This is a genomic window from Trichocoleus sp. AS-A1 (assembly GCF_039962015.1).
GTDB lineage: Bacteria > Cyanobacteriota > Cyanobacteriia > Cyanobacteriales > FACHB-T130 > FACHB-T130.
On the sequence record NZ_JAMPKG010000052.1, the window covers coordinates 1 to 18,671 of the forward strand.

14 protein-coding genes are annotated in these 18,671 nt (G+C 46.9%); 7 read left to right on the plus strand and 7 right to left on the minus strand.

The genetic code is table 11. From position 1 onward, the window contains the following. Window positions 1–407: 407 nt before the first annotated feature. From NC994_RS25240 to NC994_RS25255, 4 genes are all read left to right on the plus strand, one after another. Window positions 408–1,229, plus strand: a complete 822-nt coding sequence (locus tag NC994_RS25240; protein ID WP_190424669.1) for an alpha/beta hydrolase — start codon at window positions 408–410, stop codon at window positions 1,227–1,229. Between the two features lie 151 nt (window positions 1,230–1,380). Then, a complete protein-coding gene (locus NC994_RS25245) occupies window positions 1,381–1,758 on the plus strand; it encodes a hypothetical protein (RefSeq protein WP_190433893.1) in 378 nt (125 codons plus the stop codon). Between the two features lie 92 nt (window positions 1,759–1,850). Further along, window positions 1,851–2,498: a cysteine hydrolase gene (locus tag NC994_RS25250; RefSeq protein ID WP_190430867.1), complete on the plus strand. Its 648-nt coding sequence runs from the start codon at window positions 1,851–1,853 to the stop codon at window positions 2,496–2,498. 483 nt (window positions 2,499–2,981) lie between these two features. Next, a complete protein-coding gene (locus NC994_RS25255) occupies window positions 2,982–4,205 on the plus strand; it encodes an FAD-dependent oxidoreductase (protein WP_242030459.1) in 1,224 nt (407 codons plus the stop codon). A 348-nt stretch (window positions 4,206–4,553) separates the two neighbouring features. Here the strand turns inward: NC994_RS25255 and NC994_RS25260 are convergent, their stop codons facing one another. Then, entirely contained in the window at window positions 4,554–4,817 is a 264-nt protein-coding gene (locus NC994_RS25260; RefSeq protein ID WP_190433895.1) for a CopG family transcriptional regulator, read from the minus strand. Continuing rightward, window positions 4,814–5,458 (minus strand): AAA family ATPase, encoded by a 645-nt coding sequence (locus tag NC994_RS25265; RefSeq protein ID WP_190433897.1) that lies wholly within the window; start codon window positions 5,456–5,458, stop codon window positions 4,814–4,816. The genes NC994_RS25260 and NC994_RS25265 overlap by 4 nt, the downstream gene beginning before the upstream one ends. Window positions 5,459–6,249: 791 nt before the next feature. On the opposite strand from NC994_RS25265, the gene NC994_RS25270 reads away from it, so the two are divergent. After that, entirely contained in the window at window positions 6,250–7,389 is a 1,140-nt protein-coding gene (locus tag NC994_RS25270; RefSeq protein WP_199299533.1) for a catalase family protein, read from the plus strand. Between the two features lie 577 nt (window positions 7,390–7,966). Here the strand turns inward: NC994_RS25270 and NC994_RS25275 are convergent. The 3 genes from NC994_RS25275 to NC994_RS25285 all read right to left on the minus strand — a co-directional run bounded on the left by NC994_RS25275 (window position 7,967) and on the right by NC994_RS25285 (window position 11,032). Continuing rightward, window positions 7,967–9,259 (minus strand): trypsin-like peptidase domain-containing protein, encoded by a 1,293-nt coding sequence (locus NC994_RS25275; protein ID WP_190433899.1) that lies wholly within the window; start codon window positions 9,257–9,259, stop codon window positions 7,967–7,969. Between the two features lie 186 nt (window positions 9,260–9,445). Further along, the gene (locus NC994_RS25280) at window positions 9,446–10,249 is read right to left on the minus strand and encodes a hypothetical protein (protein ID WP_190433901.1); all 804 of its coding nucleotides are present in this window, start codon (window positions 10,247–10,249) and stop codon (window positions 9,446–9,448) included. Window positions 10,250–10,504: 255 nt separating this feature from the next. Then, a complete protein-coding gene (locus NC994_RS25285; protein ID WP_190433903.1) occupies window positions 10,505–11,032 on the minus strand; it encodes a DUF4476 domain-containing protein in 528 nt (175 codons plus the stop codon). 176 nt (window positions 11,033–11,208) lie between these two features. Here NC994_RS25285 and NC994_RS25290 point away from each other — a divergent pair, with 176 nt between their 5' ends. After that, window positions 11,209–11,463, plus strand: coding sequence for a hypothetical protein (locus NC994_RS25290; RefSeq protein ID WP_190433905.1), 255 nt, complete (start codon window positions 11,209–11,211; stop codon window positions 11,461–11,463). Between the two features lie 97 nt (window positions 11,464–11,560). Here NC994_RS25290 and NC994_RS25295 read toward each other — a convergent pair whose 3' ends face one another. Continuing rightward, entirely contained in the window at window positions 11,561–11,881 is a 321-nt protein-coding gene (locus tag NC994_RS25295; protein ID WP_190433907.1) for a hypothetical protein, read from the minus strand. Between the two features lie 558 nt (window positions 11,882–12,439). Here NC994_RS25295 and NC994_RS25300 point away from each other — a divergent pair. Continuing rightward, complete coding sequence (locus tag NC994_RS25300; protein ID WP_190433909.1) at window positions 12,440–17,818, plus strand: CHAT domain-containing protein; 5,379 nt, start codon at window positions 12,440–12,442, stop codon at window positions 17,816–17,818. 30 nt (window positions 17,819–17,848) lie between these two features. Here NC994_RS25300 and NC994_RS25305 read toward each other — a convergent pair whose 3' ends face one another. After that, window positions 17,849–18,670, minus strand: coding sequence for a DUF928 domain-containing protein (locus NC994_RS25305; protein ID WP_190433912.1), 822 nt, complete (start codon window positions 18,668–18,670; stop codon window positions 17,849–17,851). Window position 18,671: the final 1 nt, after the last annotated feature.

Here is an 18,671-nt window from a genome sequence, read left to right on the forward strand (position 1 = left end):
ATTGTTCATGAATTAATGGTAATAAGACGTAACAAGCTGCCATTTTTTCAGAGAGGTCTGAGGGCTATGTCCTTGATTTTACGCATATTTTGACGGGGTTGTCACCCCGTGAACTAGCCGACCCTACACACAAAGTAATCACCAGCGAAACAGTGACGTTCACAATGCCCGATCTTAAGCGATGAGTCAGGTCTGTGAAATCAGGACTTACGCACTAACGCCACATATAGTAGGGGCGCATAGCTGTACGCCCCTACTGATGGCGCTTTAAAGCTCAATTTGCGTAAGTCCTATGAAATGATGCGATCGACACTTCGCAGCGCTTCGTTATCGCAACCCACATCCGTCAATTTCTCACATCACGGTTGCAGCCTATACAACGAAATGAATTCAAAGGAAGTCACAACATGAATATGCTCACCTTCAGGAACGGCATTCGCCTGCTTCTGATTGTCATTCTCTTTTTAGGAACCATTACAATCACTTCTCTGGGGGCCATCATGAATACTGCCAGCGCACAAGCCAATAAGCCTACGATCGTGTTCGTCCACGGCGCATTCGCCGAGTCTTCCAGTTGGAACGGGGTATTGACCAAACTGATCACAAAAGGTTACCCGACGGTTGCTGTGGCTAATCCCCTACGTGGCGTCAAAAGCGATGCAGACTATGTTGCTAGCGTCCTTAAAGACATCAACGGTCCCATCGTGCTGGTTGCACATTCCTACGGAGGTTCGGTAACGACCAATGCGGTTAATGGTAACAACAATGTGAAAGCACTGGTCTACGTTGCTGGCTTTGCTCCTGAGGAAGGCGAGACTGCCGCCGAACTCTCAGGACGTTATCCGGGCAGCACGCTCACGCCGACCCTCGCGCCGCCGGTTGTCCTGCCCGATGGTGGCAAAGACCTGTATATTCAGCAGAGCAAGTTCCACGCCCAATTTGCTGCTGATGTGCCCGCTAACGACGCGCAACTGATGGCTAGTACCCAGCGTCCGATTATGGAAGCCGCGTTTAATGAAGCCTCCGGCACGCCTGCATGGAAGTCCACCCCGTCCTGGTTCATCTATGGCGATCGCGACTTGAACATTCCGGCGGCGGTGCATTCTTTCATGGCGAACCGCGCCAGCTCCAAGAAGACGATCATAGTAAATGGCGCTTCACATGTAGTAATGGTTTCCCATCCAGACGCCGTTGCCGAGATCATCGAACACGCTGCAACCGCGCAATAAAGCAGTGTGAACGCATCGCGGATACATCGGAATCGCTGTGCTCTGCTGGTGGCAGGGGGAAGCAAAGACATGGGCAAAGGCTGAGTACAGAACAAAACTTTTCAATATGAACGATTTCAGTCTAATTAGTTTTACAACACTCTTGAAAACAATGAAAACACTACTAAAAATATCTGCATTACTCCTGGCTCTGCCCATCAGTGTCTTAGCTAATTTTTCCTTAAGAGCGTCTGCTGATTCTACTGCTGGCATCATCCTGAGTACGAAATGCCGAGGTGGCTACAACATTAATATTTGGCAGAATCATACTTCTGGTAAACTGCTGTATCGCTCGACCAGTCCCAACGGGAATTTAAGTTTAGACGGAGGAACTAGCCAAGCGACAGAAGGTGTTCGAGTGTATAAGTTTCGGAATGGAAATTATCAATATTGGGTGTGGGATGGCACGTTAGATAACCCGCAGTCTGGAACTTTAGAGGTGTATAAAAACAACCGTATCTTGATGCAGCGAACTTGTAGGAAAAATTAAATCCTCTAGCGCGTGTTAAGCACTTTTTTAAAACCCAGTTGCGTTAGTGCCAGACCAAAGATAACCGTGAACATCAACAAGCGAAAAGAGACATGAACATCAACAAGAATGACACCGCAGTAGTCGTTATTGATCCGCAAAACGATGTCTTGAGCGAAACAGGGGTTTCCTGGGACTTGGTGGGTAACAATGTCAAAGATAACAAGACCGTCGAGAACATTGAGCGCATCTTCAAAGCCGCGAAGCAGAATAAATTTGAGGTTTTCATCTCCCCCCACTATTACTACCCCACCGACTATGGCTGGAAATTTGCCGGAACCGTGGAGCAAATGATGCTTAAATCCAGGGAGTTTGATCGCAGGGGTGCGTTGAGCCTGGACGGTTTCTTGGGTTCTGGTGCTGACTGGCTCGATCGCTACAAGCCCTTTATCGAAGATGGCAAGACGATTGTGGTCAGTCCCCACAAAGCCTATGGACCGCAGAGCAACGACCTCGTTTTACAACTGCGTAAGCGCAACATCAGCAAAGTCATTCTCCTTGGAATGCTGGCAAATATTTGTGTTGAAGCTCACCTACGCGACTTGATCGAACAGGGATTTGAGGTACTCGTCGTCAAAGACGCGACGGCTGCGCCTCAACATCCGGAACTGGGCGACGGCTACAAAGCAGCACTGATTAATTTCGGGTATATCGCCAACGCCGTTCTGTCTACGGACGACGTTGTAGCAGCAATGGCATAACGCCTATCAACGATGCTAATTACACAGGCAGTTGCACTTGCAGCTCAGAAAAATCCAAGTGGAAATGGTGTTTGTCTATTTGGTGCTACCCCATATCCAGCAGGCAATCGGTTACCAATCCCACCAGTTTTTAAGTTAATCATGCAGGCAACAAAAGCCATTTTAGAGATTTCAACAATCCAGCAGGAATCATGAATACACAGGTGATCGCAATGATAGTTTTTACATGGAAAAAAGTTCAAAGATTTTTGCTGTTAGCTCTGCTGTGAAGTAATCCCAATCGCCGAATGAAGTAACGTCAAACGCAAAGGAGATGGAAATGGATACCCAATACTACGACGACATTATTATCGGCGGCGGTAAAGCGGGTAAAACACTGGCACCTGCACTAGTCGCGGACGGACGCAAAACCGCTCTGGTGGAACGTAGCTTAAACATGATTGGTGGCTTGTGCCCTAATATTGCCTGCATTCCAGCAAAACGATGGTGGCAAGTGCAGAAGTGGCAAATACTGTGCTTCACAGTTCTGCCTATGGCATCAAGACGACACCGCCAACGGTTGATATAGCGGCAGTGATTGGGCGCAAACGATCGGTCGTGCAGTCCCTGCGACCAATAAATCTTAACAAGTTGCACACCGCATTGGGGGACGATCTGATCATTGGCACCGCTCGCTTTGTGGCACCTAAAACGATTGAAGTGGCAACAGCTGAGGATACTACTCGGTTACTCACCGCCGAACGACTGTTTATCAATACAGGCACGCGACCGTTGATTCCATCCGTGCCGGGACTCAAAGAAGTTGGGTTTTTGACCAGTGAGTCGATCATGGAATTGGAAGAGTTGCCGGAGCATCTGATCGTGCTTGGGAGTGGCTTCATTGGGTTGGAGTTTGCCCAAATGTTCCGGCGCTTTGGCTGTCGCGTCACTGTCATTGGGCAAAGTGAGCAAATCCTGTCACAGCAAGACCCAGATATTGCGATCGCGGTGCAAACGCTACTGGAACGAGACGGCATTGAATTCTTGCTGAAGGCGAAGGTGTTAAGGGTCGATCGCTCTGGCAAGGCAACTAAACTTCTTCTTCAAGTCGCCGATCGGGAAATGGAACTTCAAGGTTCGCATTTGCTCGTTACCGTCGGTCGTACACCAAACTCCGACAGCTTAAATCTAGCTGCTGCTGGTGTAGCAACCGATGCACGCGGATTCATTCGAGTCAACGATCGCCTGGAAACGAACATACCGAGTATTTGGGCGTTAGGCGATATCAACGGAGGACCGCAATATACCCATGTGGCGCTTGATGATTATCGGATTGTGAAAGCGAATCTGATTGATGGGGGCAACCGCAGCACGCGCGATCGCTTAGTTCCATTTTGTCTCTTTATCGACCCAGAACTGGCTCAGGTGGGACTGACCGAAACCGAAGCACGGCAACAAGGGTATGCCATCCGAGTGGCGAAGCTGGATGCCTCAAACATTCTGCGAGCGGTAACAGAGGGTCAAACCGATGGACTGATGAAGGCGATCGTGGATACCGAGACGGGTCGTATTCTCGGTTGTTCACTCTTGTGTCATGAAGCGGGTGAAGTGATTTCGACGGTGCAAATGGTGATGCAAGCTCAGATGCCTTACACCGTGCTGCGTGATGGAGTGTTGACTCATCCCACGATGACTGAAGGGTTAAATATGCTGTTTTCAAAGGTGTAAGAAGACACTAAGGGCAGACACCTCACAATTCTTTACACCCAAATGAGGCTCTTAATGGGACAGCGATCGCTCTCTAGAATTCGGAGCGCCGAATTCTAGCTTCACCGTCAGGAGGGCCGGAAGTCGAGACAGCGGTCAGTATCAGGTTTCGTGGGATGCACGACACACACTATAAAAAATTGCGAGGATTGATCTAACAGCGATCACACTCTGGGATCTTCGACATAGTCTTGTAGTTGGGTTACTCAGTTTCTGCCAGAACTGAGGGCGATCACTAGGGGCTAAGAATTTCTGTTTCCCAATCAGGACAAGTCTAAACAGTATCGCAGTAATGCAGTAATGCAGTAATTAATCTTCTACATCTTGCAGTGCTTCATCTAAAAGCATTCTGACGATTTCGGCTTTCTTCTTCCCAGTTCGCGCTGCCAGAATTGATAACTTTCTGTGCATGGATTCGGCTAGGTCTACCGTGAGCCTGATTGTAGTTTCCTTGGGTGGGGGTTCTACTTCTTGAGGTTTATTTTGTTTGGGTGGGGGAGTAATTGGTTCTCCATAGACAAATTGTTTGGCAAGGTTATCGTCATTGTTTAGAGGCTTGCGTTTTTTGGTCATGGTACCAGCCTCAAAATTTCTCTGAATAGTTGCTCAAATTCTCCGGTTGCTGCGATCGCTCCGGGGCCAGGTAAGTCCCACACGGTTGCTGATTGACCAAAGGAGTCGGCGGTTGATTGCCGTTGATGGATGATTGTTTTCAGGGATATTAAGTCAGGGATCTTTTCAAGCAGGGAAATAGCCTCAGTTTTCAATCGGGTGTTTTTCTGAGCGCGGCTGAGAAATACTGCTGCCTTGGGTAATCCGCCACGAACTGACTGAGCTTGTTTAATCAATCTCACAGTGTCAGCAGCGGCATCCAGGTCTAACTTACTGGGTTGGCAGGGGATTACAGCCAAATCAGTGCGAAAGAGAATCGCTCTGGTCGATTCAGCTAAACTGCCTGCTCCATCAACTACCAGGAAATCAACGGATTCAGCCAAAACTGGAATTTGTTCAAGTAGATCGTCAGGACTTATTAGGGCAGTCACAGGGATTGGACTTTCCATAGAGGCGAACCATCTGGAGAGGGAGCGCTGTGGATCGCCGTCAACCACCTGTATTTTTTTCTTTTTTTTGGTAGCTAGCCAGTAGGCGAAATGCAGAGCAGACGTGGATTTCGTGCTGCCCCCTTTCTCATTAACGAAAGAGATGACGGTCATGTTACTGCATTACTCAATTACTGCATTAAGTATGCCAGAATGAGGGGTTTAGACTCCGCCTAATGGGACTCTTTTCGGTGGAGTTACTCTCAGCGGCTAACGGATTCATGAGCGTTTCACTGTTGCTGGATTCGCCCAACCAAATACTGTTTAGGTAGAGTTGCTATGAGAACCCAAACCGCTGATTAAGTAAGCCCGACCGGACAATGAACGAGATTATTTAGCCCCGAGAAGCACTGCAACAATAGTAATCGCGTTTCGGAGGCTTACAAAAGCGGCAAATATCAGCACTACGCGAACCGGATTGATTGTTGTTCACAGTTTTTGGACTTCAAGCTTTCCTCTGATACTGACCAGGGTTTTTTAAAGTAAAAGCTTTTCGAGGTAATGTTTTGCAGAGTTCGTTATGGTTCTGTTTGTCAGTTAACTTCCATGAGTCTACCTTCACCCGTATCGGATAGGCGACGCTTCCTTTGCTCTTCCGCACTCAATAGGAGTCAGCCCAGATGCAGCGATTTTTAGCTGATGAGATTTGTAATCGTGAGATTTTTCTGGGTGAAAGCTTTACTCATCAAAGGTTTTAACGATTTGAATGTCTTGAATTCTACAGAAAAGAGAGGTCGAAACATTCGCTCAGCAAAGGTTCTAGCCTTAAAGTTGTTTTTGCCGCGTTTGCTAAACAACCGGATTCAATGCGGTCATCGAGAGCGTTTTGCCGTTTTGCCTTCTGAGTCATTTCCTCCTTAAGTAGGATGAAGTGCAGGAGCCAGGAGCAAATCCTTAAACTACAGATGTATAAGTTCAGTTCCCACAGAATCGATCGCTCAATGCTCACCCCTAAACCATTCATCCGTTACTCCCAAACTTTAGAAGTCAAGCAACCCGACGAGGAGCGGCTGATTCGCGAAATCGTTGATTCCGTTGCCCGGCAGGGGCAGAAGGTGTTTGATAAGCATCGCCATGCCATGCGGGGCGCTCATGCCAAGAGTCATGGCGGACTGAAGGGGGAACTGAGGATCTACGACAACTTGCCTACCCATCTCGCGCAGGGATTGTTTTGCCAACCCCGCACTTATCCGGTGATGATTCGCTTCTCAACCGTTCCCGGTGACATCATGCCGGATGGTCTATCTTGCTTCCGCGGCATGGGCATCAAGGTTATTGGCGTGGCAGGACCGAAGCTCCTGGAGACCGAACCTGATGCTGTGACTCAGGACTTTTTGATGATCAACAGTCCGGTCTTTCCATCGGGCACTATTGCTCGCTTTCTCCCAGAGCAGTTGCTCCAGGAAAAGGTTGTGGTCAGTGCCCCAGAGGAGGCACAACAGCTATTCGGAACGGTTGCTCGAATGACCAATGCGATGACTCAGAAAGTAGGGATCAACCTCTATCCGAGCGCGTTAGGTCTCACCCAGCCCGAAACTCACATTCTGGGGGAAACCTACCATACCTCTGCTGCCCTGCGCTATGGAGATTACATTGCTAAATTGAGTGTCACTCCCGTCTCCGCCAGCCTTCAGCCGCTCATTGGCAAACGCATTGATACACAGAACGCTTCTGTACTGCGAGATCTAATCGTTGAATTCTTCCGGCAACAGTCTGCCGAGTATGAACTACGTGTCCAGCTTTGCACGAATCTAGAGACGATGCCGATCGAGGATGCGTCGATTGAGTGGTCAGAAGGGGAAAGTCCTTACCAGGCGATCGCCAAACTCACAATTGGGATGCAGGAGGCATACAGTCCTGCCCGGCAGGTGTACGTGGATGACGTCTTGTCGTTCAACGCCTGGCATTGTATTGCAGAGCATCAGCCCCTGGGATCGATTCAGCGTTTACGCAAGGAAGTCTATGAGGCGTCCAGTCGTTACCGTCATCAGATGAACCAGCAGCCCAACAGGGAACCACGAAGCATCGAGGAAATGCCGGACTAGGAAGCTGCTAGCGGTGTTAAATGCCTAAAACTCAGCACCAGCGATATATGAGAATCCGCTGCATTGGGCTTGTTAGGCAGGGATTATGCGATGGGTTTATAGGTAATCGCATTAGCTTGCATCAACAATCTTAAATTCAACTCAGGATCAAGTTCAGGTAGAAACCAGTACTCTAACGCTGGCAACCATGCTTCTTGCATTTGAAATAGTTTATCTAAAAACTTTTAATGTTTGGTCGTTGGATGAAACTCTGCAATACCCAATTTTCATTAAAACGTCTTATAACTCATTTATTAATTGTCTCACAAGACATAAATAAAAAGATGGGTTATAAGACACGGTATCAATGGGTTTCAGGCGCATTGTACTAACTTTAAAAATGTATCTCATAAACGGTCCGATGCGAGAGTATCTAACAGATAGCGTCAATAAAAGAGAAAGTGATCGACCTCAATTCTTTCTAGACTGAACGAGTGATCGCACTCGAAGGTTTCCAGCTTCACGAAGTCCAACCGTTAACCGATGGGTTGAGGGGAAGGTGGGCAATCTCCAAAAAGTGATTGCCCATGACGGCTACTTACTTCTCACACTGATGTTTGGCGTACTGGCTAGGAGACTCACCAATCCAGTCACAAACATCACTATACATCCGTGATCGCAAACGCGGTCCGAGGTTCAAGGTTGCAGGCTTCGCCGTCACTTCCGCACCAGATTCAGGCTCGTTGCCCCGTTTGTGAACTGCTAAGACGGTCGGGATATCTCCTCGCCATTCCCACACCGAACTGCCACTATGTCCCCCCGTTGTATTGCAGTTGTAGATCATGTAGCCGCTATCAACGGCGCGATCGATCTTGCAGCTATCACCATACATATATCCCCCACACTGACCTTTCTTTGTGCCGTTATCGAGTGGTGAAGCAGCACACTGTTGGTTGGCGACGGGGTAGCCAAGGTTGCGGACGCTTTTTCCTTTGTAGGCATTGAGGTTGTTGTACCAGCCCATCCCCATCCAGCCGAGACTTGCCGTGTTAGGGTCGTCTTCCAGAACGATCAAACCGTAGTCCCATGACAAGCCAAACGTTCGAGCATATCGTCCAGCCATCTTGCGTGGTGTGCCGTTGAGCTTTGTGGTACCTTGCTGACCGGGCGAGAAATAGATGGGCCAGTACCATGTTCCTTTGCCGTCGTGGAGACAATGCGCCGCCGTGACCACATGGCGTGGTCCGACCAATGTCCCCGTACAAGCGCCCGTTCCTGTTTCACTGCCTGAGAGCGATCCAACCGTCCGGTAGGGGTAGCTGGTCAAATCGCTGGTTTTATCAAAAACCTTGCGATCGTCATCTCCGAGAAGAACCGCGACGGCATCTGTCTTGTTGATAGTTAAATCAGACGCAGACGGCTCACCAAGCTTTCTGTTGCTTTTGGCTTTTGCGATCGCAAACTCAGAATTGTCACTAGAACGACGGTCTTGAGGTGATTCTTCCGGCTTTCCTTTAAAGTCACGCGGGATACCCAAAAATTCTCGTGGTTCGTCCGCTTGTGGGGAGGGTTGGTGCGATCGACGGTACATCCGACCATCTTCTAAAACAACATAAGCCGCCGTTTCCCTTGTATCGCGGCTTGATTCTGCCACAGCAGCGGGATCATCCGGCATAGGCGCTTGATTCACCTGTCCAACGGGTTCCCAGCCAGCTTGCCTGAGCGACCGATCGGTGACGTTGTTCGTAATAGAACTTTGTGCGATCGCACTGGAGGCTTCTGCGATTAGCCCTGCGTGATTCAACAGACCAACAAACCCTATTCCAAGGAAGATGCAGATAGCATAACGCAGCGATCTTTTTGTCTGTAAGCCTTTGATGATTTGAAACATTTTCTCCTTTCCTTTTTTGTGTAATTTTCAGGAAAAAATCAGGAAACTTGTGAGAGGTATATCAATGGATAGGAAGCTTAGGACAACAATCAATTCACAAAGTACGCTGTTGAAGGCATCTACTGCCGACTTGTCCTTGAGAGAACAAGGGGCAATGTCTACATAACAATTGAAGAGGCTAAATTTTTAATTAGCTTTGTTCAAAGTAAGCTTCCAATTTGTATTACCAACCTGTTCGCCAGAAAGCTTGTTATTGTTTTGAAGTTTGCATTTGAAAAACCAACTAGTTTTTTTGTTTTTTTGCTTGAATTTCAAAGTTACATTATTAGAACTCAAAGAAGCAACTACAATACCACTGTCAAGAATAGAATTATTTTCTCCTATAAATTTCCAGGTTCCTTGCTGGCTTACTCCTGGGTTTATAACCATTTCGACATAGGTTGACGTATCATCACCTTGAGGATAAAGAGACCCTTCCCAGTTACCAACAATCGAAGATGGGGAAGTAATTACGTCATTAATTTGAAAGGGATTAGCCTGCCATGATGGTAAGGGGTTTGCAGAAACTTGAGAAGTGCCGCCCAAAATTGCCATTGTGGAGGAAAAAGATACCGTCATCAAGGTTGCAAGGATAATGGATTTTACAGGCAGTGCAACTGGCTTCAGAATGCTTTGGAAGATATTCGAGTTAATAATGCCAGAGGGAAAAGTATGGTTGTTTTTCAATGTTTGTTCAAGCCCTGGTTGAAGCTCTATGGCAATTAATTTAACTGAAAGTCGTTGGTCTTGAATGCTATTGTTATTCATGATGATTCTCCAAATAATGCTTTTGTTTGTGTAGAATGGAGTAACTTTCTTTGTCCCCTGTAATTGGCTTATTAGGGTTGAGTTTTTCGGATTATGCATTTGAGCAAGAGCCTTAACTTGTGTTCCCTGTGATTGGTTTATTGGGGTTGGGTTTTTGGGATTATGCATTTGAGTAGAAGCCATCTGGCTTAAAAGTGCGAAAAAAAACTCCCCTGCACAAGGTCAGAAGGAGAAGAAGAAAGTTACACTGTTCTAACTTTAGTGACGAATGGCGCAGTCCTACCCCACAGATGAACCTAGTCAGGCGAGGATTAGAAAATGCATATTATAGAAGTCCATTTATTGAGCTTATTTTTGAAGTTACTGCCTAAACAAATTTACTCCAACAGGAATTTCTGTGTCCTCAAAAAGTTTTTGCAAGATAACCATAGTTTGAGTCTAAAAACCGAGACGAACACGGATGTCATCAATGTTACTGCTAAAAGTGAACGTATCGTAAATCACAAACCAGTTAACTGGATCGACTACTTTGGGATAGAGTATTATTGCCGCTTCTTCCCTGTTCCTATCGAAGGAAAATTTATCCAGAATTTGTCTGGCCTGTTCAGAGCTGAAATAAGACTGACGAGCTACAGGAGCAAGAAACTCTAGCTTGTCATCATCAAAATTCTCTCTTCCAAGCGCTTGCAGGAACTTGAAGAAAGATTCATCTGGCATGGTTTTGGGTTGAGGCTCATGTTCGAGTTCTTCATTGCTGAGGCTAGGCGTAGTATCGAAATAAGCAGGCGCACCCTGACAAGCGATCGCTGCATTGGTTTCGGAGATACCTGAGTTTATTGCCTCTGTCATACATTGCACAATCGGATTTTTTGCAGATGCTTGAAGAGGGGCAAGCAGATTGCTCACTAAAATTGTTGCAGAAATCGACATAGTTGAGATGAAAGCCTTGGATAGAAAGTTCGCCATCGCAATTACTCCTTATTGGAGTTTCTCCTGTTAAAAATGGTTGTTGAGTTGACTTGTAAACCCTTTGATTAGCTTGAGAGCCTTTGACTAGTACAACTCGGCGGAAATAGAATACCTATTAAACCGCTAATACCTTACTGTGATAATTACGTCTCGGATGAAGACTTTGTGTTAGCATGCGAGACATTAATAACGATATTGACGAATATGAGTTGACCTTCTCCGTCAATACCAGCGCCTGCAAGGGTAAACCGAGATTAATTACCAGCCAGTCGTTCAGAGAGGTGGCAAACCTTATCGATAATCAGTGTGGCGTTGCTGTAGTTGGTATTCGCTACTGCTTTGAGGAAGCAAGGAAAATTTTGGCAACCACCGATCAAATCTTCAATTTCGCTGAGAAAGTAAAAATAGGCGTTAAGGGGAGAACGTGAATTGTGTAACTTACATCCTCTGGAGACTAACTGGGCTAAAAGCCAAATAAATCATAGAGTCTGACGGGGTGGTCACCCCGTCAGAAATATCAGCATACTAACGGTTGATAGGACGATTAGTCGGCTGGCTTCTCTGCATCAAAAGATTATTGATATATCTTTCTGCTGCACTTCTAGATTCTGCTGAGAAAGTATCTTTGGTACCGTTTGGGACAACATTCGCCTTATTGGCCTCAATCTTGCAGTAATGAACCGCGCCTAGTTTGTCTTCATGGCTGAGTTTATCCCATGCTGACACGTTACTTATCCACTTCCAGCACTCATTAAACTTTTGATGGTTGTATGCTGCATGGGCATCCCGTGCCCCGATGGTAACTAGAATCAATCCTAATGCAGCTACTGTAATGAGCTTTTTCATGGTCTTTTTATCTCCTAGTTGACTTTCTACTTTTCCAAACTCGCTCAGCTTGCCTAGAAAACGACAGGCTCGTGAATTCTTTGATTGGCTTACTGGGGTTTGGTTTTTGGGATTATGCATTTGAGCTTGAGCCTTAGCTTGTATCCTCGTGATTGGCTTATTAGGGGTGAACTTTTCGGATTATGCATTTGAGCTTGAGCCTTAGCTTGTATCCCTGTGATTGGCTTATTAGGGGTAAGCTTTTTGGTTTATGCACTTTTCCAGAAGCCTGACGTTTGTAGCTTCAATTTATTGGCAAAAGCTAAATGATGGAACCTGAACAAGTAGTTTGTGCTAGTTTTTGGTTATTAAATAAACTATTAGCTCTGCCAAGGAGCTAATAGTTTAAGAAGTGAGTATTCCTCTCACACTCATTCGCACATCTGCCTGAATAGCAGCGGGAATGGCAGTAAGTGCTATAAAGAGATGGCAAAAATCATTTTTTGCAAAAGGTTTAATCAACCCGGATAAATTGAAACTTGCCTGAGTTCTATAGCAAAGCTTTTGAAGGAACATGTGATGAAACTATCCACAAAGCACTTGGGTTGGTTGCTAACATTAGTTTTCCTAGCACTCGCTTCCGGACAGAGCCAAGCACAACCCATCACACCGGAATCAAGCCCGGATGGTACTAACACTGTTGTTACTCCTCAAGAAAATCGCTTCGACATTACTGGCGGCACTCAGTCGGGAGCCAATCTTTTCCACAGCTTTGAGCAGTTTGGGCTTAATTCTGGGCAGATTGCTAACTTTGTGTCAAACCCAGAAATTCAAAATATCCTGGGTCGCATTGTCGGTGGCGATGTCTCGGTGATTAATGGCTTAATCCAGGTCTCGCAGGGAAATTCAAACCTCTTCTTGATGAATCCAGCAGGGATAATTTTTGGTTCCAATGCAAGGCTAAACGTGCCTGCTGCTTTCACGGCAACCACAGCTACGGGTATTGGTTTTGGGGAAAGTTGGTTTAATGCTGTTGGTGCTAATAGCTATGCTGCCTTGGTAGGAAACCCCAACACTTTTGCCTTCACGACTTCTCCACTAGGCTCAATCATCAATGCTGGAAACTTGGTAGTGGCAGAGGGTCAAAACTTAACTCTGCTAGGTGGCACTGTGATTAATACTGGCACAGTCTCAGCACTGGGAGGTTGGATTACAGTAGCAGCAGTACCGGGAAAGAATTTGGTGCGGATTAGCCAGGAGGGGACGGTGCTGAGTTTGGAACTACCCTCTAGTGGGAGTAATCGGCCAAATTCTCTACCCTTCACCCCTCTTTCTTTGGTGGAATTGCTGACAGGGGGAGACCTGGCTGATGCTACAGCAGTGACGATTAATGATGATGGCACAATATCACTAACCGGATCTGGTTTAAAGGTAGATGCAAATGCAGGTACAGTTATTGCCTCTGGTCGTCTAGATGTTTCAGACACAGCACCTGGTCAAACTGGGGGTACTGTGCAGATGTTGGGAGATAAGGTAGGGCTTTTGGGCGCTGAAATTAACGCCTCTGGTACGTCGGGCGGCGGGACAGTGCTGATTGGTGGCGATTACAAAGGTCAGGGAACGGTGCCGAATGCATCTCGCACTTATGTTAGTAATAATTCGGCAATTGCTGCGGATAGTTTACTTGACGGGAATGGTGGTCGGGTACTTGTTTGGGCAGATGAAGTGACTGCTTTCTACGGCAATATTAGCGCTCGTGGTGGTAGCTCGGCGGGTGATGGGGGATTTATTGAGGTTTCGGGTAAGCAAAACTTGATCTTTGATGGCACTGTTGATGTAAGTGCTAGTAACGGCAATTTAGGGACTTTGCTGCTTGACCCGACAAATATCATTATTTCTAATGAGCCAAGTACCGGGGGGGTTAATGCCGCCTTACCAGATATATTTCAAGGTGATTTGGCTGGGGAAATTACGATTAACGCCACAAATCTCCAAAATCAGACAGGAAATATTGTTCTAGAGGCTAGTAATAATATTACGATCGCCGATGGTGTATCGCTGAACTTTGGCTTTGCTCCTGCTGCTGGGTCGATTACATTTACAGCAGATGCAGGAGTGAGTGATGGAATTGGGTCTTTTTCGATGGATCGAACTCAATCGATTACAACTCGGGGAAGAGATTTAGCAATTTTCGGAGCAAGTATCACTACGGGGAATCTAGATACGGTTGGATTTCCAGGAGGTGATGGTGGCGCTATTAACCTTAATGCCACTAACGGTAATATTGTCGCTGGCGACATTGATTCTTCTGCGGGATTGGTTAGTGCAGGAGTTCAGGTTAGTTCAGGAGGTCAGGTTAGTTTGGATGCTGGTGGTGATATTCGCTTTAATAGCATTAACACCCAAAGTAGCGGTCTGGGTGTGGGTGGCGACGTCAGCATTTTCGCTAACGGAGTTGTCAGGGGAGAAGGAACGATAGGCAATTCTTCAGTGCCTGTAGGTACTACCATCTTCACCAGAGGAACTTCTCAGGGAGGCTCCGTTACAATTCAACATAATGGTGGATTGGATAACTTTCAGTTTGTTGTGGGAGATGCGACTAACAACGGTACAGCCGGAGCAATTAGGACTGGGAATGGTGCTGGTAACGGTCAAACTCTTGATGCACAAACTATTCCGAATGCCAACACCACAATCCAAAATAACAACACCTTTGTAGTTGGCGATCCCGATCCTAATAGCGATGGGATTAGTATCACTTTTATTAACCAAGCACCGACGCTAACGGTAAATTCCCAACTAACTGATACTCAGCAAAATCAGCCACTTACGTTTACCTTTGCAGATTTAAATCCGATCGCAAGCGATGCCAATGGCGACAATACCTTAATCCGGATTGATGCGATCGCAGCAGGAACGCTGACCAGAAATGGAGTCGCGCTCAGTGCGGGTGATACGATTAACGCCAGCGATATTTTAGTCTACACCCCGCCCCAAGATGCCACAGGTTCTGTAAACGCTTTTACTATTAGCGCAACTGATACCGTCTCCACCTCAGCGCCATCCCAAATTGCGATTAATGTTACTAACCCGCCGCAACCCCCAGACCCCAATCCGCCGCAACCCCCAGACCTCAATCCGCCGCAACCGCCCCAAGCCGTTCCGCCCAATCGACTACCTATTAACTTGCAACCTGAGAGCGATCGTCTATTACTAATCGGGGAACCTCTAGCCCAGTCACCTTCCCTCACGGAACTGGCAATCCTTCAAGGCGTTTTGCCCGAACCTTCGCTACTACTGGTTCCTCCAAGCCAATGGAAACAACGCTCGGGTAGTACACCTGCTGGCGTCTCTACACTAGATAGACTTACACCTAGGCCTAAGCCCTCTCTTGTAACACAAGGACTGTATTACCCTAATTTCACCTGGTCACCTCCACCTGATGATGGAACTGGTGATGGAACTCCTCAACCTGGACTTACACCTACACCTACACCTACACCTGCACCAGTAGCTCAACCTGATGTTCCAAAGGTAACAGACCCGCCTGGATCGGGAGATTCCTCAGTTGCCAGTAAGCCCAATCTTCCGAACGCAAACGATTCGCCGTCTGCGGAACCAGGACGCACCAATTCAGATAGCTCTGTTACTGCCTTATCACCTTCGGAAAGTTCCTCTTCGGCATTGCTAGAACAGAACAACACTTCCTCGTCACAACAAAATACTCAGCAGGGTTCGGCGATCGCGCAAAAGATGGAAGATTGTCAACAACAGGTTAAGGCGATCAATAAGACTGGGGCAGCTAATCGCACTCAAGGGAATTATGACAACCTTATAAAGTGCTACAAGCAAAATCTAGACGTTGCTACAAAAGAAAAAAGTTTTGAGTGGGAAGCCTATGCCCTAAACAATTTAGCCATTTCCCACTTTGTAGCCGGAGATTACCTTAAGGCAATTGAGTTCCACCAGCAGCAACTGGGAAGAGCGCGACAGGCTCGCAGCCGCGCCCAAGAAGGTATCGCTTTATCAGGCATGGGTGCAGCTTATGCTGCCCTTGGGGACTACGAAAAAGCGATCGCCTACTACACCCAAAGCTTAGGAATTACACCAATCGAATCTGCTCCCCAGTGGAAATCGCTAACGCTAAGAAATCTGGGCAATGCCTATCTGGCTCAAAATGATTATCAAAAAGCCATTCAGTATCAAGAAGAAAGTTTGAGGCTTTCTCGAACAATTGGCGATCGCCAGGGGGAAATGCAGGCTTTGGGAAACTTAGGGAATGCCCAGGCAATTTCCGGTGACTTTAATCGCGCCACTGAATACCAGCAACAAAGCTTGAGTCTGGCACGGGAACTGGACAATCGCTTAGAGGAGGCACAAGCCCTGTTGGGTCTGGGTACAACCTACTCTTACCGCCGCGGCTATGCCAAGGCGGTCGAGTACCATCAACAGAGTTTAGTAATTGTTCGAGAACTTCAGGCGCGGCTAGGAGAAGGTATCACGCTAACTAATTTAGGTGATGCTCAATTTCACTTAAACAAGCTACTTGAAGCTGAACGAACCCTATTAGATGGAATTGAAATTTGGAAGTCTCTGCGTGCTGGACTGGGTACGAATGATGCTTTCAAAGTCTCCATTTTTGAAACTCAAATTGCCGCCTACCGCAATCTTCAAGAAGTTTTCAGCGCTCAAAATAAAGTCAATGAAGCATTAGAAATTGCTGAACAGGGACGCGCCAGAGCCTTTGTAGAGTTATTAGCCCGACGCTTAGCTGAAACTGACAAGGCTAACCTAACAACTCAAGCACCGACAATTGAAGAAATTCAACTAACTGCCCGCATCCAAAACGCCACGATTGTTGAATATACAATTATCCGCGACCAATTCGTCGAGACGCCTCACGGTGCATCTGTCCAACAAAGTGGACAACCCCAAGATTCAGAACTGTTTATTTGGGTGATACAACCAACTGGTGAAGTCGCATTTCGTAGGGTTGACCTGAAGTTCCTACAACGGCAATCGTCATCGGTAGAAGACCTTGTTCGTACCAGTCGTATTTTACAAGGTCCTCGCGCTGGTAAAGGAGAGATAGCAAGGTCACAACTTCATAAATTGTTGATTGAACCCATTGCTGATATTCTGCCAAAGGAGCCTGAAGCGCGGATAATTTTTATTCCTCAAGAATCCCTGTTTTTATTACCATTTCCGGCATTACGGGATACCACTGGTCAATATCTGATTGAGAAGCATACAATTTCGACAGCTCCAGCAATTCAAGTATTGACACTGACCCATCTACAACGTCAACGGTTGCAGGCACAGTATTCACAAAGGTTTCTAGGAAAGGAGGTTTTAGTAGTGGGTAATCCGACGATGCCCATCCTCAAGATTAAGGAAAAATCTCAGCAACTTTCACCGTTACCGGCTTCTGAAGCGGAAGCCAAAGAAATTGCAAGACTTCTGAATACCAAAGCCATCCTCGGCGACAACGCCACCAAAAGTTACATTTTGCAGCAACTACCCGCTGCACGACTGGTGCATCTAGCTACTCATGGGTTGCTTGATGATATTAGAGGATTGGGTATACCAGGTGCGATCGCTCTTGCGCCCTCAGCCAACGATGATGGTTTCCTCACTGCTGGAGAAATACTGAAGCTAAAGCTCAATGCCGAATTAGTTGTTTTGAGTGCTTGTGACACAGGACAGGGGAAAATTACAGGAGATGGCGTTATCGGGCTGTCTCGTTCGTTGATTGTCGCTGGTGTTCCAAGTGCCGTTGTGTCGCTCTGGGCAGTGCCGGATACCCCAACTGCCCAATTAATGACCGAGTTTTATCGCTATCTCTCTTCAAATCCTGACAAAGCCCAAGCACTACGTCAGGCAATGCTGACCACAATGAAACAATACCCGCAACCGTATAACTGGGCCGCTTTTACCCTGATTGGTGAAGCCGAATAAAGCGACTGTTGTTGAATTCAAAGTTTAAAATTAACGTTTAGGCTTGCAGCACTCCACTATTGGCTCAGAGGCAACCTCATCCAAGCCCACAGCTTGCAGGAGGACACCCCAATCATTACTGTTGGCATCAGTGCGCCGAAATTCAGAGGCGGCAGTCAAAGCCTCGTACCACATTCCATTAGCCGCATAAAGGGCAATACGCTGCGATAGAGTCGCTTTCTCTAACTGACTTTGAACAGTAAGATTTAGTGACTCTCTTTGCACCCAACCATCAACAGCATCCAAAACCTCATCTGGTTTTCTCGGGTTAAGTACGGAAAAATACCAGTGATATCTCTTGCTAATTTTTAGAGGTGCCACGGTGGATGGGAGGCGAACACTAATAACACCGGGTAGCGTGTCAGACGCCGTTAAAGTGGTCTGGTAGACATCATTGTCCTTCTCATCTTTCAGGACAAACTCTAAGGGACAGCCGGAATAAGGAACATAAAACCAAAAGGTAGGATGCTCGGCGTTCGTAAATCCCAAGGCCAATTCCGAGTTGGGAATTTTATAAACCGGAACCAATGCCTTGAGTTGCTTTTCATCAATCTTGCAGGGATTACGTCTTCCTCCTCCAGTGCGGCTCCCAGGTTCACCAAGATCGCTGGGTGGCGGGGGCGCGTTGAAAATCAACGCGGTGTTTAATTGGGCACTGGACAGACGAATCGGTGAGTCATTTCTAGTTGGAAGGCTTGATTCAAGAATTACAGATTTAGCAGGCTGTGCTTGTACTGAAGAAAAGCCGAAGGATACCAAACTGATAGCAAAGGCTAGTTGAATCGGTTGAAGAAGCGATTTGAAGCTAGTCATG

Excerpts from the sequence above, each read along its gene's own strand:
- NC994_RS25240 (WP_190424669.1), top strand. The coding sequence starts at position 408 with ATGAATATGCTCACCTTCAGGAACGGCATTCGCCTGCTTCTGATTGTC.
- NC994_RS25245 (WP_190433893.1), top strand. The coding sequence starts at position 1,381 with ATGAAAACACTACTAAAAATATCTGCATTACTCCTGGCTCTGCCCATC.
- NC994_RS25250 (WP_190430867.1), top strand. The coding sequence starts at position 1,851 with ATGAACATCAACAAGAATGACACCGCAGTAGTCGTTATTGATCCGCAA.
- NC994_RS25255 (WP_242030459.1), top strand. The coding sequence starts at position 2,982 with ATGGTGGCAAGTGCAGAAGTGGCAAATACTGTGCTTCACAGTTCTGCC.
- NC994_RS25260 (WP_190433895.1), bottom strand. The coding sequence starts at position 4,817 with ATGACCAAAAAACGCAAGCCTCTAAACAATGACGATAACCTTGCCAAA.
- NC994_RS25265 (WP_190433897.1), bottom strand. The coding sequence starts at position 5,458 with ATGACCGTCATCTCTTTCGTTAATGAGAAAGGGGGCAGCACGAAATCC.
- NC994_RS25270 (WP_199299533.1), top strand. The coding sequence starts at position 6,250 with ATGTATAAGTTCAGTTCCCACAGAATCGATCGCTCAATGCTCACCCCT.
- NC994_RS25275 (WP_190433899.1), bottom strand. The coding sequence starts at position 9,259 with ATGTTTCAAATCATCAAAGGCTTACAGACAAAAAGATCGCTGCGTTAT.
- NC994_RS25280 (WP_190433901.1), bottom strand. The coding sequence starts at position 10,249 with ATGGCTTCTACTCAAATGCATAATCCCAAAAACCCAACCCCAATAAAC.
- NC994_RS25285 (WP_190433903.1), bottom strand. The coding sequence starts at position 11,032 with ATGGCGAACTTTCTATCCAAGGCTTTCATCTCAACTATGTCGATTTCT.
- NC994_RS25290 (WP_190433905.1), top strand. The coding sequence starts at position 11,209 with ATGCGAGACATTAATAACGATATTGACGAATATGAGTTGACCTTCTCC.
- NC994_RS25295 (WP_190433907.1), bottom strand. The coding sequence starts at position 11,881 with ATGAAAAAGCTCATTACAGTAGCTGCATTAGGATTGATTCTAGTTACC.
- NC994_RS25300 (WP_190433909.1), top strand. The coding sequence starts at position 12,440 with ATGAAACTATCCACAAAGCACTTGGGTTGGTTGCTAACATTAGTTTTC.
- NC994_RS25305 (WP_190433912.1), bottom strand. The coding sequence starts at position 18,670 with ATGACTAGCTTCAAATCGCTTCTTCAACCGATTCAACTAGCCTTTGCT.